Source organism: Algoriphagus boritolerans DSM 17298 = JCM 18970, from assembly GCF_900108085.1.
In the GTDB taxonomy this organism is placed as follows: Bacteria; Bacteroidota; Bacteroidia; order Cytophagales; family Cyclobacteriaceae; genus Algoriphagus; species Algoriphagus boritolerans.
Genome location: NZ_FNVR01000015.1, coordinates 65,957 through 80,227, shown reverse-complemented (window position 1 = coordinate 80,227; position 14,271 = coordinate 65,957). Strand labels below are relative to the sequence as shown.

13 protein-coding genes are annotated in these 14,271 nt (G+C 37.7%); 6 read left to right on the top strand and 7 right to left on the bottom strand.

The annotated features are described in order from the left end of the window. Positions 1 to 534: 534 nt before the first annotated feature. Positions 535 to 723, bottom strand: a complete 189-nt coding sequence (locus C4S61_RS13535) for a hypothetical protein (RefSeq protein ID WP_103925341.1) — start codon at positions 721 to 723, stop codon at positions 535 to 537. Positions 724 to 924: 201 nt separating this feature from the next. Here C4S61_RS13535 and C4S61_RS13530 point away from each other — a divergent pair, with 201 nt between their 5' ends. The 5 genes from C4S61_RS13530 (at position 925) to C4S61_RS13510 (ending at position 6,522) form a co-directional block, all read left to right on the top strand. Further along, a complete protein-coding gene (locus C4S61_RS13530) occupies positions 925 to 1,371 on the top strand; it encodes a helix-turn-helix domain-containing protein (protein WP_103925340.1) in 447 nt (148 codons plus the stop codon). 164 nt (positions 1,372 to 1,535) lie between these two features. Further along, positions 1,536 to 1,823 carry a DUF3892 domain-containing protein gene (locus tag C4S61_RS13525; RefSeq protein WP_103925339.1) on the top strand — a complete coding sequence of 96 codons (288 nt, stop codon included), beginning with the start codon at positions 1,536 to 1,538 and terminating at the stop codon, positions 1,821 to 1,823. A gap of 138 nt (positions 1,824 to 1,961) precedes the next feature. After that, on the top strand, positions 1,962 to 3,020 hold the full coding sequence (locus C4S61_RS13520) for a DNA cytosine methyltransferase (protein ID WP_103925338.1): 1,059 nt from the start codon (positions 1,962 to 1,964) through the stop codon (positions 3,018 to 3,020). After that, complete coding sequence (locus tag C4S61_RS13515) at positions 3,011 to 5,104, top strand: ATP-binding protein (RefSeq protein ID WP_103925337.1); 2,094 nt, start codon at positions 3,011 to 3,013, stop codon at positions 5,102 to 5,104. The genes C4S61_RS13520 and C4S61_RS13515 overlap by 10 nt, the downstream gene beginning before the upstream one ends. Before the next feature lie 26 nt (positions 5,105 to 5,130). Then, positions 5,131 to 6,522, top strand: coding sequence for a hypothetical protein (locus tag C4S61_RS13510; RefSeq protein ID WP_103925336.1), 1,392 nt, complete (start codon positions 5,131 to 5,133; stop codon positions 6,520 to 6,522). A 24-nt stretch (positions 6,523 to 6,546) separates the two neighbouring features. Here the strand turns inward: C4S61_RS13510 and C4S61_RS13505 are convergent, their stop codons facing one another. The 6 genes from C4S61_RS13505 to C4S61_RS13480 form a co-directional block, all read right to left on the bottom strand. Then, complete coding sequence (locus C4S61_RS13505) at positions 6,547 to 7,296, bottom strand: hypothetical protein (RefSeq protein ID WP_103925335.1); 750 nt, start codon at positions 7,294 to 7,296, stop codon at positions 6,547 to 6,549. 104 nt (positions 7,297 to 7,400) lie between these two features. Then, positions 7,401 to 7,664 carry a hypothetical protein gene (locus tag C4S61_RS13500; protein WP_103925334.1) on the bottom strand — a complete coding sequence of 88 codons (264 nt, stop codon included), beginning with the start codon at positions 7,662 to 7,664 and terminating at the stop codon, positions 7,401 to 7,403. A 43-nt stretch (positions 7,665 to 7,707) separates the two neighbouring features. Beyond that, positions 7,708 to 8,913, bottom strand: a complete 1,206-nt coding sequence (locus tag C4S61_RS13495; RefSeq protein ID WP_103925333.1) for a type II restriction endonuclease — start codon at positions 8,911 to 8,913, stop codon at positions 7,708 to 7,710. Beyond that, positions 8,894 to 10,117: a DNA (cytosine-5-)-methyltransferase gene (gene dcm, locus C4S61_RS13490; protein WP_103925366.1), complete on the bottom strand. Its 1,224-nt coding sequence runs from the start codon at positions 10,115 to 10,117 to the stop codon at positions 8,894 to 8,896. Before dcm ends, C4S61_RS13495 begins: the two co-directional genes overlap by 20 nt. Positions 10,118 to 10,249: 132 nt before the next feature. Next, entirely contained in the window at positions 10,250 to 10,714 is a 465-nt protein-coding gene (locus C4S61_RS13485; RefSeq protein ID WP_235009985.1) for a very short patch repair endonuclease, read from the bottom strand. After that, positions 10,704 to 10,910: a helix-turn-helix domain-containing protein gene (locus tag C4S61_RS13480; protein ID WP_103925332.1), complete on the bottom strand. Its 207-nt coding sequence runs from the start codon at positions 10,908 to 10,910 to the stop codon at positions 10,704 to 10,706. The genes C4S61_RS13485 and C4S61_RS13480 overlap by 11 nt, the downstream gene beginning before the upstream one ends. 888 nt (positions 10,911 to 11,798) lie before the next feature. Here C4S61_RS13480 and C4S61_RS13470 point away from each other — a divergent pair. Further along, positions 11,799 to 14,264, top strand: coding sequence for a TonB-dependent receptor (locus C4S61_RS13470; RefSeq protein ID WP_235009983.1), 2,466 nt, complete (start codon positions 11,799 to 11,801; stop codon positions 14,262 to 14,264). The last annotated feature ends 7 nt before the right edge of the window (positions 14,265 to 14,271 follow it).

The following is a 14,271-nucleotide window of genomic DNA, read 5'->3' as shown; positions in this document are numbered from 1 at the left end:
CCGGCTATTCAGAGCTTGCTGACGTGATTGTGTGGTAACCGATCTGCTCGAGGCTGCGCATCCTCTTGATCGGCAAAAAAGAAAATCAGGTAGGGTTTTTAATCAGATTCTTTTGGATCTGCTTGAAGGAGACCTGGACTCCGATAGGATTGATAATATTGAGGACTTTCATTTCAGTTGAATTTGAAATTGCGGATTTCGGATTGCGGATTTCGGTCTGCTTTCCAAATATCTTGGTACATGGTACTTCGTATTTGGTACATTAGTAATGGTACTTGGTACTTCGTACAACAAGGAAATAAACATTTCCACCGTGCCTTCTCCAAGGCGGCAAAGCAATAGGTTCTCGTCACTGCGATCCGCCTCAGGCGGAGAAGCAGTCTTATCATTATGAGATTGCCTCGTCGGTTTAATCCCCTCAAGAGCTCTTTTTATCGGGAATCAACCTTCTCGCAATGACGTGGTCGTCAATCCCTGATCAATAGTGGTAGTCCGCCGCAGCGAAGCAATCAGAGAGAAAAAGTGTGTTAAGTTTTAAATCGGATTCTTGGGTTTCAGGGGATAGATCCGATCAACACCGGTTAAACCAACTTTCCCTTCAAAGAGATTAATAAGTAAACCACGTAAGGGTCCAAGATTTAAAGCATAAGAAAAATCCACAGCAATTCCAGTCACGAGCGAAGCAACTTTAAAGGAATAATATGTGGTCAGTTCTAAATGCATTTAGATCAATATTTTTAGGACACTCATTGTCAGCAATTAACAGCAATCTGATAACTACGATTATAAATTCTCCTGTGAATAATGTAAATTACCACAGTAAAGCTGGTCAAAACTGCTTAATCCAAAAATGTGAATAATTTATTCGGTAAAAAACCATAGTCTATGGTATCTTACCACAGGTTAAATTTTTAACTTTCTACCATGAGCGAAGCAAAAAAAGACAGAGGTTATGTTCACCATGGAAATAACCTAAAGCGAACAAGAGAAATAATTGGTGTTAAGCAATTGGCATTGGCAGAAGACTGCGGGTGGAGTCAGCAAAAAATGTCGCAATTGGAAAACTCAGAAGAAATCGATGAGGAAACCTTGAAAATTGTGGCAGAAAAACTGGGTGTCACACCAGAGTTTATTAAGAATTTTAACGACGAAAAAACTATTTATTATATTCAAAATCACAATACTTTTAGAGACAATTCTTCAACCCAACATTTTAAGCCGCAAATTAATAACGGTTCTGTCGACCAACTTTTTCAACTGCTAGAAAAGTATCTTCAGGATGATCAGAAGAAGACGGCTCAAATTGAGATGCTGACTAAGACGGTGATTGATTTGGCTGAGGAGGTAAAGAGGATGAAAACTGGGAAGTGAAAGTTTCGGATTTCTTACAATTGGTTCAAAGGATGGGCGAGTTTGCTGAATAAAAATTCAAATTAATACAAAATCAGTGCTTTAAAAATGCGAAAATACCCAGTACTGGGTATTTTTCGTTCCGTTTTATTGCTTTTCTTGTGATCAACCAAATAACCACATCTATGTCAAGCTCACATGAAATTCTCTGCATCAATAAAGATGACAGACAAAACCCACAAGAAAGGATAACCCACATCGGCGGAAAGAACTCTTCCGGAACCCGATGGAAGCTTACCCTTGATGAAGCAATCCGCTCAATAGAAAAAGGAGAGTACGCATTTTATGTCTATCGAGGTGGAAGCAAAGTTGATGTAATTATATCTACCAGTAGGTCTGGCAGAAAATACCTAAAAACAAAAAATGACGGGGAAGAACCAAATAACCTACTCAGTTTGCCTGAATGTACTTAATCCATAACTAAAACGTTTAAATAATAAACAATGAGGGGATTGTTTCTGGGAAAATTGGTCTCTAATCGATTTGTAGTTTTCAAAATCCACATTTGTAAAAATGGTTTTACAGGTTAGCTTTAAGATTATTTTTGTAGAATGAAAAAATTAAAAGCTGTCGATTTCTTCTGTTCTGGAGGCGGGATGAGCTATGGCATGCAGGAAGCTGGAATCCAGATTCTTGCAGGAATAGACTTTGACAAAAACTGCCAAGATACCTATGAAGCCAATATCAAGGACGCTCAATTCATTTTAGCTGATGTATTCGAACTTAGCGAAAACGAATTGGAGCATAAACTTTCTTTACAAAAAAATGACGACGATCTTATCTTAATTGGATGCAGTCCATGTCAGTTTTGGAGCATCATTAATACCGATAAAACCAAATCTGTTAAATCAAAGAATCTACTGGTAGAATTCTCTCGGTTTGTGAAATATTTCAGACCTGGATATGTAGTCGTGGAAAATGTTCCAGGTGTTCTCAGGAGAAACGAAGAAAGCGGACTAAACGAGTTTATTGACTGGTTAAAGGAAAACGGTTATGGCACACCTCATTTTAAAGTTCATAATGTAAATGACTACGGCGTCCCACAAAGTAGAAAAAGATTTACCTTAATTGCCTCCAGAGTTTCCCAAGATGAAATCAAGCCTATTGAAAAAAAGGGCCCAAGGAAATTAGTAAAAGACGTCTTAGGAGTTCTCAATGGATTTCCAATGATAGAAGCCGGACACCGAGATGAAACTGACTTTCTCCATACAGTTCCAAACATCACCGAAATTAACAAAAGACGTTTAAAAAAAATTAAAAAGGACGGAGGTAATAGGCTTGATTTTGCGAACGACCCTGAGCTACAGCTAAATTGCTTTATTGGCAAAGACGATTCTTTTAAAGATACGTTTGGAAGACTATGGTGGAATCGCCCAGCACCCACTATTACCACTAAATTTTCCAGTATTTCAAATGGCAGATTTGTCCATCCATTTGAAGATCGAGCCATATCGATCAGAGAAGGTGCTACTTTACAATCATTTCCTCTTACATACAAATTCAAAGGAACAAGCATCGCCAATATCGCACGAATGATAGGGAATGCCGTTCCACCGAAATATGCGACAGCAATTGGAGAGGCTATAATTCAAAACCATAAGTGGAAGTAAATTTTTCAATATCACCGAGAATTCTATCACATCTTGGAGAAGATCTGATAAAAAATGAGAGCATAGCTTTGTTTGAATTGATAAAAAATTCATATGATGCGTGTGCAGGGCTTTGTATTGTTGAGTTTAACTTTCAAAACGGAAAATTAATATCACTTGCAATTGAGGATGATGGTTTCGGGATGAATAAAGATGTGATCGAAAAAGTATGGCTTGTTGTGGGTACAGATAGTAAAAAGAAGAAACTTGAACCTAATCAATGCAACAGAATACCCTTAGGTGAAAAGGGAATAGGAAGATTAAGTATTCATAAGCTTGGAAGTAAAATTCAATTGGTTTCCAAAACTAAACAAAATGAAGAAATAGAATTGTTTATCGATTGGAATAAATTATACGAAGCTAAAGCTATTAAAGATTTTACTATTGATTTAATTGAAAATACAAAGCCAAAAACCTTTTTAAATTCAACTGGAACGAAAATAATAATTAAAGATCTTAAAACTGATTGGGATAGGCGTCAACTTCGGGAAGTTTATAGAAACATCACTTCCCTAAATAGCCCATTTTCAGATGGAAATGATACATTCCGTGTTCTAGTAAAAAGTAATACTAATGTATTTGAAGGACTACCCGATTTTGAAGATATAAAAAACAATGCTCTTTATTTTGGTCATTGCAAAATGCGAGGTGGGGAAATAGTAGAGTTTAAATATGAATTTAAACCATGGAGCACCCTTGATAGAATTGATTCAGGTAGAAAAATCGAATTGAAAGATCTATTAGCTGAAGATAAAATAATTAAAAAATGGAATTCGGAGACTAGGAAATTTATAGATATCGATCTAAATGAGAGCGAAGTAGGTACAATTGAATTTGATATAGTTATTTTTGATACCGATGCACAAATTTTTAGCTATGTAAATACTGAAAAGGCAGCATTGAAAACTTATTTACGAGAAAACGGAGGAGTGAGAGTCTATAGAGATGGCGTTAGAGTCTATAACTATGGAGAAAGAGATAATGATTGGTTAGGAATTGACTTAAAAAGAGTTCATAGAGTTGGAGGAAACGTTAGTAATAATATAGTAATAGGTTCGGTAAAAATTAAAAGAGACTCAAGCACAGGACTAATTGAAAAAACAAATAGAGAGGGTTTTATTGAAAACGAACATTATTTTGATTTTGTTGAAGCAGTAAACTATGCGCTTTCATTAATTGTGCGTGAGAGAAATACAGATAAAACAATACTCACGAATCTTTATAAAAAACATCGATCTATTGAGCCCGTACTATCAGACTTAAATGAAGTAATGGCAATCGTCGAAAATAAAGTTGATAATAAAGAAATTAAAAATGAGATATTAAAATATCTATATAGAATTAATGACCAATACAAAGAGGTAAAAGAAGTACTCATAAAAAGCGCAAACGCTGGACTTAATTTAGGAATTGTAATTCATGAATTAGAAAAGTTAATTGCTGAGCTTACTGGTTGCATTGAAAGAAATGACAAGGATAAAGCAATTCGAATATCATTATCGTTGGAAAAAATTATCCGAGGATATTCTGCGATGCTTAAAAAGTCAGATATTCGATTAAATAAATTAAGCGAAATTGTTTCAATTGCATTAGATAATTATGAATTTAGATTTTTGGATCATTCCATCAATATTATAACAAATAAAAATTCAACATCGTTAGAAGCATACCTTGCCAAAGCTGAATCAATTTCAGTTTTGACTAATTTATTGGATAATTCGATTTTTTGGTTAAGTTATGCAAGAAAAACTGATAAATATATATCTGTTTACATTACAGATCAAATCAAAGGATACAACTCAATAATTGTTTCCGACAACGGTCCAGGATTTAATTTGCCCTTGGATGTGGCTATAGAGCCTTTTCAAACTGGAAAGCCACACAATATAGGTTCTGGGTTAGGACTTCATGTAGCGAAAGAAATGATGATAGCAATGAAAGGTAAACTATTACTAATTTCAGATGAAAATGAAATTGATTTTCCAACGCCTGTTAGAGATAATAAAGTCACTAAAGCAATTGTTGCTCTCTGTTTTCCAAAATAAAAAAAATAAAGTCAAAAAAAATAGGTATGTTACAGGAATTTATAACGAGTTCATTGGTTATTGACGATGATTTTGAAGAAGTTAAAGATTTAATCTCCTATTTAGAAGATCAAAAAGATATTTGGGTAAAATACTATTCGCCTTCAGAAGTTGAAAAGAAGACAATTCCTTTTAACAATAGGAAAATAATATTTCTTGATTTATATCTTGATGATTCGAGGAGCAGCACAGATAATATTGCGTTAATAAGAAAATATTTTAAGTCTATTATAGGTGAAAATTTTGGCACTTATGGAATTGTTTTATGGACAAAACATATAAACCATTTTGAAGATTTCTGTTCAAAGATTTTTCTAAAAAACAACCCATTTACACTTCCGCTATTTGTCATTCCTTTGGATAAAACAAAATTTAAAAAACAAGGAAACTATCAAGGTGTTTTAACCGAACTAGAAGAAATGCTAGAAAATGATGTTTCATCTTCTTTCTTTGTTGAATGGAATAAAGCAGTAAAAAAAGGGTCAGATAAAACGATATCTACATTATACAATTTATTTGAATCCAATGAAGAAAAAAACAAGCATCTCGAAGCTGTTTTGTTCAATTTAGCATGCAATTATACAGGAATACCAGTAAATATAATTCCTAAAGATAGTTCCGTACAAGCAAAGGATGCAGTTAATACACTCTTAAACCAAGTTAATCCATTTTTACAAAAGGATCTAGTTAAGTCATTGATGGATTCTCTACAAGTTGAAATTTCAAATAACCATAATGACATAAAAGATCTATTTTTAAATCCAAATAAGTTAAAATATGACTCGAGTAACGGGAAAACGAGAGTGTTTTCAAAACTTAATTCTCTGTTACTGTTGGATTTTCAAAATCTGTCACAAGATATAGCGCTCCCTGGAAACATTTATGAGGTATTAGAAAATCAAAATCAAATTTATTTTAAAAGTTTTTACAACAAGGATATCGAAATCAAATTAGAAGATCACAAAGATTTTAAAGAAAAAGGTAAAGATACCGTCGGAAATGAAATTGACGTCCCTAAAGTTATAAAGCGAATTGCTATTGAAGTTACTCCGCCTTGCGATTTCGCAGGAAAAAAGAAACAACTTCAGTCAAGGATTGTAGGAGGTGTAATGTTAGATTACGACAAAAAAATTAAGGATACTTACTTTAAAGGAGAGGCATTTTATTCTTTTTTACATCCAATACAGATAGAAGGAATTGAAAAACCACAAATGGCAATTTTTGATTTTTACAAATTTCAGACAATTAATGAAAGTGACTTGATTAATAAGTGTAAATTCAAAGTAATCATGAAAACTAAAGATAAACTTTTTGCTGATATACTTCAAAAGCTTTCATCTCATACAGCTAGATTAGGTATTGCTGCGTTATATCCTTAAGGCATTCATCTTCAAGCTGAACCTTTATCTGATTTTTTTGAAAATTTCTAAAAATTCAATTGTATTTTTTAATTTTTCTTCAGTTCTAGAGTCTAGAGGTCCTTTATTATAGCTTTCAAAATTGCGTTGTATTCGATTACTCCAATTTTCAAATGCTAAATCATTTAAACCACCTTTAACCAGATTAAATGCAAATTCCTTTTTTGTCAGATATCCGGACTTATAAGGTATCATATGAGGGACACACCAAGGTTCCAGAAAAATTTTTGGACTTTCGCCATTTGCTTCCAAGTAATCAATGATCGACTGATCCACAACAGTTCCAGCCCAATTTTGCGATTCAGCTTTTTCATATGCAGAGATTAGACCCTTTCCATAGACAGAATTAATATTATAATTTTTACCCTTACCATTCAAATAAGAAAAGTCTACTCCTTCGAGTTCGCCATGAACAACCGCTCCCCTTGCTGGGAAAAAATAACAATTAGTCCTCCAATTAAAGATATATGAAACTTCAAGTATTTCTTTCAATGACTCCAGGCCATCGTCTTCCGTCCAAAAAATGATTGTGTCTGAGAAATTGATACAGTTTAAGTTACTTTCCTCTAAATCAGCTATTATTCCATGCCGTGCATCTTTTGTTTTTTCCTTTGCAATAGCCTGTTCAATTTCTCTGAATATGTGGCTCATCCCTTTCTTCTGGGCTAGGACATCATTTTTCTCAATGAATTGCCGAAAGCCGAGGTAGTCAAAATATGCGATAAATTTTTTCATCCTAGGCTAGAACTGCACGAATTAGTTATGGGTTTAAGAAATATTTTCAATTCAATTCAATTCAATTTAGAGTTAAAATCCTCTTGAATCAAAAAATCATTAGTTCAATTTTTGGGATAACTAAAGCCCTTAACTTCTAAAATGCAATATCTTATAGTACTATTATCAACCAATTCAACCACAATATCGGCAGGTAGATGAGGAGGATTACTCGCTAAAATGATTTTAACAATCACTCCTTCAACAATTTCCTTAACTTCATCTGATTTGATTTCACCTACATGAAATCTGAGTGGTTTAAACATTAATTTTTCCAACTCTCCTGCAGAGTAATTCCAAGGATGTTTCAAAATTGGATTGTTTTCCATCAATTGTTAAACTACTTCTTGTATAAGTCAGGCCTATTTTTTATCACTGTCTCTTCTTCACCAAGCCCACAAAATCTTCCAAACACATTAATTCCTTTTGCTGTTCTGCAGAATAGGTAGGTGCAATCGATTTTGGAATCACGAGCTTTACTGCCTGAACACGCATTTCATCCGTTTGATTTCGGCTGATTGCCGGTTCCAAGGTGATCAGGTGCTTGGGGCTGATTCTATCAGCTTCCGGGATTACCTGTCTCCATCTATCCTTAGCGGTGGTCTTTAATCCCAACATGGTCAATTGAGTATTTGGGAACATAGGGTCGAAATACTCCCTTACTCCTGGAAAAAGAAAATCCGGCTTGTTGTTCCGTTCGGTCTTCACACCTCTCGAGTAGCTTATCGAGCTTTGATCGAATATCTCTGCCAAATGATTCTCAAAGGCATATCCTGCCCTTGATTTCCTTTTATTCTGAACTCTCAAAGAGAAGCTGATAAAATCGTCCACATCCAATCCGTCACTTCCAAATCCTTCTTTCAATTTGGCTTGGACTACATACTTTTCAAATGTTCTAAACAACTTTTCCTCCCAAGTCATCCAAGCTATTAAAGTGTCATCCGGCGCCTCAGTTGGAGATATTTTTTCTTTTAAAGTTGTCCGAGCATATTCTGAAAACAAAAAAGTGGAAGGCAATTTTTCACCAAATCTATTGAGCATGTCCTCAAGGTAGTTCGGTTCCTCCTCTTCTATCTCCAACCCCAAAGATGAAACAATCAGTTTACCTGCAAAACCCAAATCAGATTTTTCCGCACTGTAATCCTTGATCAGAAATCTCTTTTCTGATTCCTCAAGTCCAAATAACCATAATAATTGGCTCTCGTGAGTTGAACCTTTGGGACAAACTATCACTAACAAATATCCTTCAGTTGACTTGGCAATTATCACCAAATCCCCTTCCTGAGCCAGCTTGATTGGATTGTTTGGACTGTAGTAAAGTCTGAATTCGGTCCTGGTTGCATGATTTTCCCTAGCGTCATACCATGTTAAATGCCCAGATTCCAAAAGTTCTCCTTCTTCATTATCAGGGAGGTACAAGAACTTTGTATCAAACGTGATACGCTCTGTTCCAAAAATCTCTTTGAACCCTAGAACTCCATTAAACTCATGCTGATTGGATGTTTCGGGATCTGTTTCAACCGCAGAAAGTCTTTTAGCACCCGCGGCAACAAAAAACTTAGATAACGGATTTGACATGTTTATTCTTTTTCAATAAAACTTGGGTTATTGATCTTCCGACATCTTCCATTAAAGGCATCACAACTGAATTCCCAAACTGTTTGTAAGCCTGAGTGTCTGAAACGTAAGATGGAATGACAAAATTTTCAGGATATCCCTGGAGTCTAGCGCATTCCCTCGGGGTCAATCTCCTTGGGTTTTTGCCTTCTTGAGGTATCAGAATTTCGGATCCGTCTTTGTAATACCTCGCACTGAGGGTTCTGGAGATTCCATCGAACTTTACCAGTCCAAAGCCAAAGCCATTTCCTGCAGCTTTATGTTTCAAAGCATACTTCTGCAGGTACTCCCAGAGATTATCGGTCAGAGTATATTTATCATCTACCTCTTTTTCCAGAATATCTTCGATTACCATCGGAGGATTATCGGGCATTTCAGGAAACGTAAACTCCTCATTACCTAGAAATATATCTTTATTAAATCCGACAATAATTATCCTCTCCCGATGCTGGGGTGCATAATATTTGCCATCAAGTACCCGATAATGAATAGTATATCCCAACTCTCTCAAGGTCTCAGAGATCACTTTGAATGTTTTACCTTTATCATGGGAGACCAGATTTTTTACATTTTCCAAAAGGAACGCCTTAGGTCTTTTTTCATTAATGATTCTGGCTATATCAAAAAACAGGGTACCCTGGGTTTCATCCAAAAATCCATGCGTCCTTCCCAATGCATTCTTTTTAGAGACTCCTGCAATAGAAAAAGGCTGGCAAGGAAAACCTCCTACCAAAATATCGTGATCGGGTATTTCTTTTTCGTCTATTTTGGTGATATCACCAAAAGGCACTTCTCCAAAATTGGCCTCATAGGTTTTTTGGGCGTAGTGATTCCATTCGCTGGTAAAAACACATTTGCCCCCTAAATTCTGAAAGGCCATTCTAAAACCTCCTATACCGGCAAAGAGATCAATGAATTTGAATTTCGGATTTTCGGGAGGAGGAAAAGGGATGTCCCATTTGATTGGTAGATATCCCTGATACCAAGGCTCCGCAACCATGTCCAAAATTGTTTCCGCGTATTGTGTTGCACCGGCTTGATAGTACTTGGAAGTACCATTTCCGGCACCATGCAAAAAGTGGGTCAAATAAGCCAATTCGGTCTGTTCTGGCTTTTTGATGTCGATTTTCAATTTTTTCTTTAAATCTGAGTACTTAACGGGCATTTCTGAGCTTAATCTGTAAACAATATATTCAATCAATCAAATATATTGAATTTGGATCAGGGATTTCTCCGACTTTATCACATGCATGATATTTGACATAAGCTGTCGGGAAGGAAATTATCTGTTTCTGTCCTAATTCAGAATTGAAAGCACCTTCCTCAGACAAATACCCAACTCCCCTTTCACCTCAAAATCCCAGAATCTCAATACTCTCCAGCCTTTGGCCTGATAGATTGCATTAACTTCCTGATCACGTTGCATATTGCGCTCGATCTTGGCGATCCAGAATTCCCGGTTGGATTTAATTGCGTTTTTGCGGTTTACCCAATCGTAGCCATGCCAGAAAGCACCATCTACAAAAATGACAAGCTTATATTTTTTCAAACTGATATCCGGTTTGCCGGGAAGTGGTTTCTTGGGTGTTTTATATCGGACACCTACCTGCCAGAGTGCTTTCTTGAGTAGCAGCTCGGGTTTGGTTCCCTTGGAGCGGATCCGGGACATGTTGTAGGAGCGCTGTTCAGTTGTATAGAAACCGTTTTCCTCGCAGAACTGGGCAACGGCTACTTTGGGCAGTATGTAGGGCTTATTCTTCAAAGAAGGTTTTGATCTCAATTTCCAATGCTTGAGCCAGTTTGGCGATAACTTCCAGGGAAACGTTACGCTTTCCCTGCTCTATTCCGGATATATAAGGTCTGTCAAGCCCAGATCGCTCTGCAAGCTGAACTTGTGTCAAATTTCTTCCTTTTCGGAGTTCCGTCAGTTTATTGCCGAATTGTTCTTTTGAATTCATTCTGAAATTTAGAAAATATTTATGTTTACTATTGACAACATTTGGATTTTTAACTGGATTATAGGAGTTCAGTTTGTCAATCCTTTTAACAAAACCATTATGTATGCCAAGCACTTACCGGCTGAATTACCTGGAAACTGGGTAGTTGCTGAAATTGACTAAGTAAATGATTACCTCCTGCCCCCTCTGGGAGTAGTCAAATTATCGTTGGGACTGAGTGAAGTTTGTAACTTCACTCAAATATCCAAACCAATTTATAATTGGCCTATCCACCTATCCCAATTGCTGCCAGCAATAGCTACTTCCTGACGATACATTTCGATTTCGGGAATAGCGAGACCCTGCATTGGTCTACCTCATCCCTTTTTCTCCTCGAAGACAAGGCGATCAAGCAGTGATAAATTGAATATGCTGGTCCATTCCGGGCTGCCCCAGTCATAAACCGTAACATTTTGAAGAAAAGGAAAATCAAGAAATTGCCGAAATACTGGAATCATTTGGTTGGTTAATTATAAGCAATTTGTTGGTATTGAGTTGGTTGCTCAAGAAAGGGAAAAATCTGGAACTAAACAACGCTGCAAGCTGGCTCTCCCGAATCGCTGCGCGTTCGGGACAGGCTCTGTAAGCTGGCTCCTCGCTAAAATGATCCTAAGGGATCATTTTTTTACGCCCGGTCCTCCAGTACTGGGTATTTTTTGGGGTAAAAGAGAAAAAAAGGTGGGGGATGGGCGGGGGAATCAGTTGAAACTGAAAAAAAGCTATAGAATTACCCTAAGAAATTTTTAGCTCATTTTTCTACTAATTAGAAATAATCTAAATAAGATTTGGATCATGAGATTACTGCGCTTTATATTTGCCGCTGTTTATAATCAATCTAAATAAACTCTTATGAATATAGGTTTAAAGACAGTCCTTTTCATCGCTATGATGCTCGCGGGGAATTCAATTTTTGCCCAGGGAGAAAGGATAATGGGTAAGGTGTCCAGTAGCAATGGCACGCCGCTTGAGTTTGTGAACATCAGTGTACGAGGAACCAATCTGGGTGCCATTTCAAATCAGTCAGGGAATTATACCATCCAGGATATCAAAGCAGGAACTTATACGATTACCGCATCTTTCATTGGTTTTAATACTGTAAGCAAAGAGATTACAATTATCCCGGGACAGGTTTCTGAAATAAACTTCGTCCTCTCGGAAAATCTACTTGGACTACAGACGGTAGAAATTACCGGGAGAAGAGAAATAGGCTATGACAACAAGGAAACTTTTTCGGCAACCAAAACCGCTTCACTGATCAAAGACGTGCCGGCCTCAATCAATTTTGTGACCAAGGAGCTAATGCTGGATCAAGTGGCATTCACGGTCAACGATGTTGTCAAAAACGTAGCGGGAGTGAACCAATATAGTTTTTACAATGACATTTCCATCCGTGGATTTCGGGTTCAGGGACAAGGCAACTCCGGCACCTTACTCAATGGGATGAGAACATTTACCAGCTTTTGGAAACCTCAACTGATCCCTCATATTGAGCGAGTGGAAGTAATCAAAGGTCCAGCTTCGGCACTTTTTGGCAATGCCTCACCGGGTGGCTCAATCAACCGAGTGACCAAAAAACCATTGGAAGAATCCAGAAAATCGATTTCTACTACAGTAGGAAGTTTCAATACCCTACGGACCCTAGCGGATTTCACCGGAACTATGACCGAGGATAAAAAACTCCTTTACCGCCTCAATCTTGGCTTTGAAAATTCGGATGGGTTCAGGGACTTACAGTTTAGCCGCAACCTCGTCATCGCACCATCTTTTGCTTTTTTGCCTACGGACAATACCAGCCTCAACTTTGATATTGTCTATCAGGACTCCAAGGGCAGACTGGACCGGGGTCAAGCGGCATTTGGAAACAGAGATCTCTTCTCCACCCCGATTACCAAGTCATTGAGTGCCGTCAATGATTATTTGAATGAAGCCACCATCAACTCTACGGTTTCCCTGCGTCACAACTTTTCGGATCGTGTCAGCTTTAACAGTACTTACCAACTCTCCAGTTATACCGAGGACCTATTGGAACACCGTACTTCCAACAAATTTGCAGCTTTAGGCGATGGAAGCTTTGACAATACCAAGGTTGCTATGCGGGTTTTTTACAGAAAACGATCCTGGAACAATAACTCATTCAATAATTACCTCAATGCTGATTACTCGATTGGAAAGGTTAAAAACACCCTGCTATTGGGATACGACTATTTCCGACAGGAGCAACTTCCTGGGGGATCCCAGCTTGAGGCAAGAACCTACTTACTTGCCAATGGAGGAACAGCAAACGCTTTCAACCCCAGAAATGCAGGAAACTATGTTCTCGATTCAAACGGAAATCCGGTGACCAACGTGGCACATTTCGACCTCACCTCCCCCATTGCCAACGGGCTACAGGACATGAGTAAGTACCTCTACACCCGGGTCACCTACAATCAATACCTTCAGCAGTCCCACGGAATATATATTCAAAATCAATCGGAAATCGGTGCTTTGAAAGTCCTACTAGGCCTCAGGCAGGAATATTTTAAGGACTATCTGAACTTCAACAGTCCCGGCGAGGAACAAATCGAACAACAGGCTCTCCTCCCAAGAGTAGGCTTAGTATACACAGTTAACCCTAATATCAACCTCTACGGCACTTGGGTACAGGGATACCAGCCTCAGGACGGTGCTTCTGTCATCAATCCTGATGCAGGCGGACCTTTTGACCCGCTGACCAGTGAGATGGTTGAAATTGGCACCAAGACCGAATGGTTTCAAAAAAGACTGAGTGCTACGTTATCCCTTTACCAAATCAAAGAAAGAGGGGGATTATACAATGCCAACGACCCCAATAACCCCGAGCGACTGGTTCAACTGGGAGAAGAATTGTCCAAGGGGGTAGAAGTGAATGTCACCGGTAATATTTTACCCAATTGGTCAATTGTCGCAGGATATGCCTTCAATGATGCAACCATCACACAGGCAGACGATGAGGCTGTAATTGGAAGACAAAAGCCAAATGCCCCTAAAAATACCGCTAACCTTTGGTCCAAGTACATTTTTGAACAAGGTTCTTTCAAAGGCCTGGGAATAGGCTTTGGTTATAACTATGTATCTGATCGATTGGGATCGATTGTTACAGCGGATCAGCCGGATATATTTCCTTCCTATGGCATTGTGGATGCAGCGCTGTATTACAAGTTGGATAAGGTTCAGTTTCAAGTCAATGTCAATAACCTGATGAATGACATCCACTGGGTAGGAGGATATGACGTGATCAGAGCCTTCCCCGGTACTCCCCGAAATATCATGACCACTGTATCGTACACCTTCTAAACAAGTC

What these genes read in the sequence shown, in the direction of transcription:
- C4S61_RS13480 (WP_103925332.1), bottom strand. Translation starts at nt 10,910, where the DNA reads ATGAATTCAAAAGAACAATTCGGCAATAAACTGACGGAACTCCGAAAA.
- C4S61_RS13525 (WP_103925339.1), top strand. Translation starts at nt 1,536, where the DNA reads ATGTCAAGCTCACATGAAATTCTCTGCATCAATAAAGATGACAGACAA.
- C4S61_RS13495 (WP_103925333.1), bottom strand. Translation starts at nt 8,913, where the DNA reads ATGTCAAATCCGTTATCTAAGTTTTTTGTTGCCGCGGGTGCTAAAAGA.
- dcm (WP_103925366.1), bottom strand. Translation starts at nt 10,117, where the DNA reads ATGCCCGTTAAGTACTCAGATTTAAAGAAAAAATTGAAAATCGACATC.
- C4S61_RS13520 (WP_103925338.1), top strand. Translation starts at nt 1,962, where the DNA reads ATGAAAAAATTAAAAGCTGTCGATTTCTTCTGTTCTGGAGGCGGGATG.
- C4S61_RS13500 (WP_103925334.1), bottom strand. Translation starts at nt 7,664, where the DNA reads ATGGAAAACAATCCAATTTTGAAACATCCTTGGAATTACTCTGCAGGA.
- C4S61_RS13530 (WP_103925340.1), top strand. Translation starts at nt 925, where the DNA reads ATGAGCGAAGCAAAAAAAGACAGAGGTTATGTTCACCATGGAAATAAC.
- C4S61_RS13505 (WP_103925335.1), bottom strand. Translation starts at nt 7,296, where the DNA reads ATGAAAAAATTTATCGCATATTTTGACTACCTCGGCTTTCGGCAATTC.
- C4S61_RS13535 (WP_103925341.1), bottom strand. Translation starts at nt 723, where the DNA reads ATGCATTTAGAACTGACCACATATTATTCCTTTAAAGTTGCTTCGCTC.
- C4S61_RS13510 (WP_103925336.1), top strand. Translation starts at nt 5,131, where the DNA reads ATGTTACAGGAATTTATAACGAGTTCATTGGTTATTGACGATGATTTT.
- C4S61_RS13470 (WP_235009983.1), top strand. Translation starts at nt 11,799, where the DNA reads ATGAATATAGGTTTAAAGACAGTCCTTTTCATCGCTATGATGCTCGCG.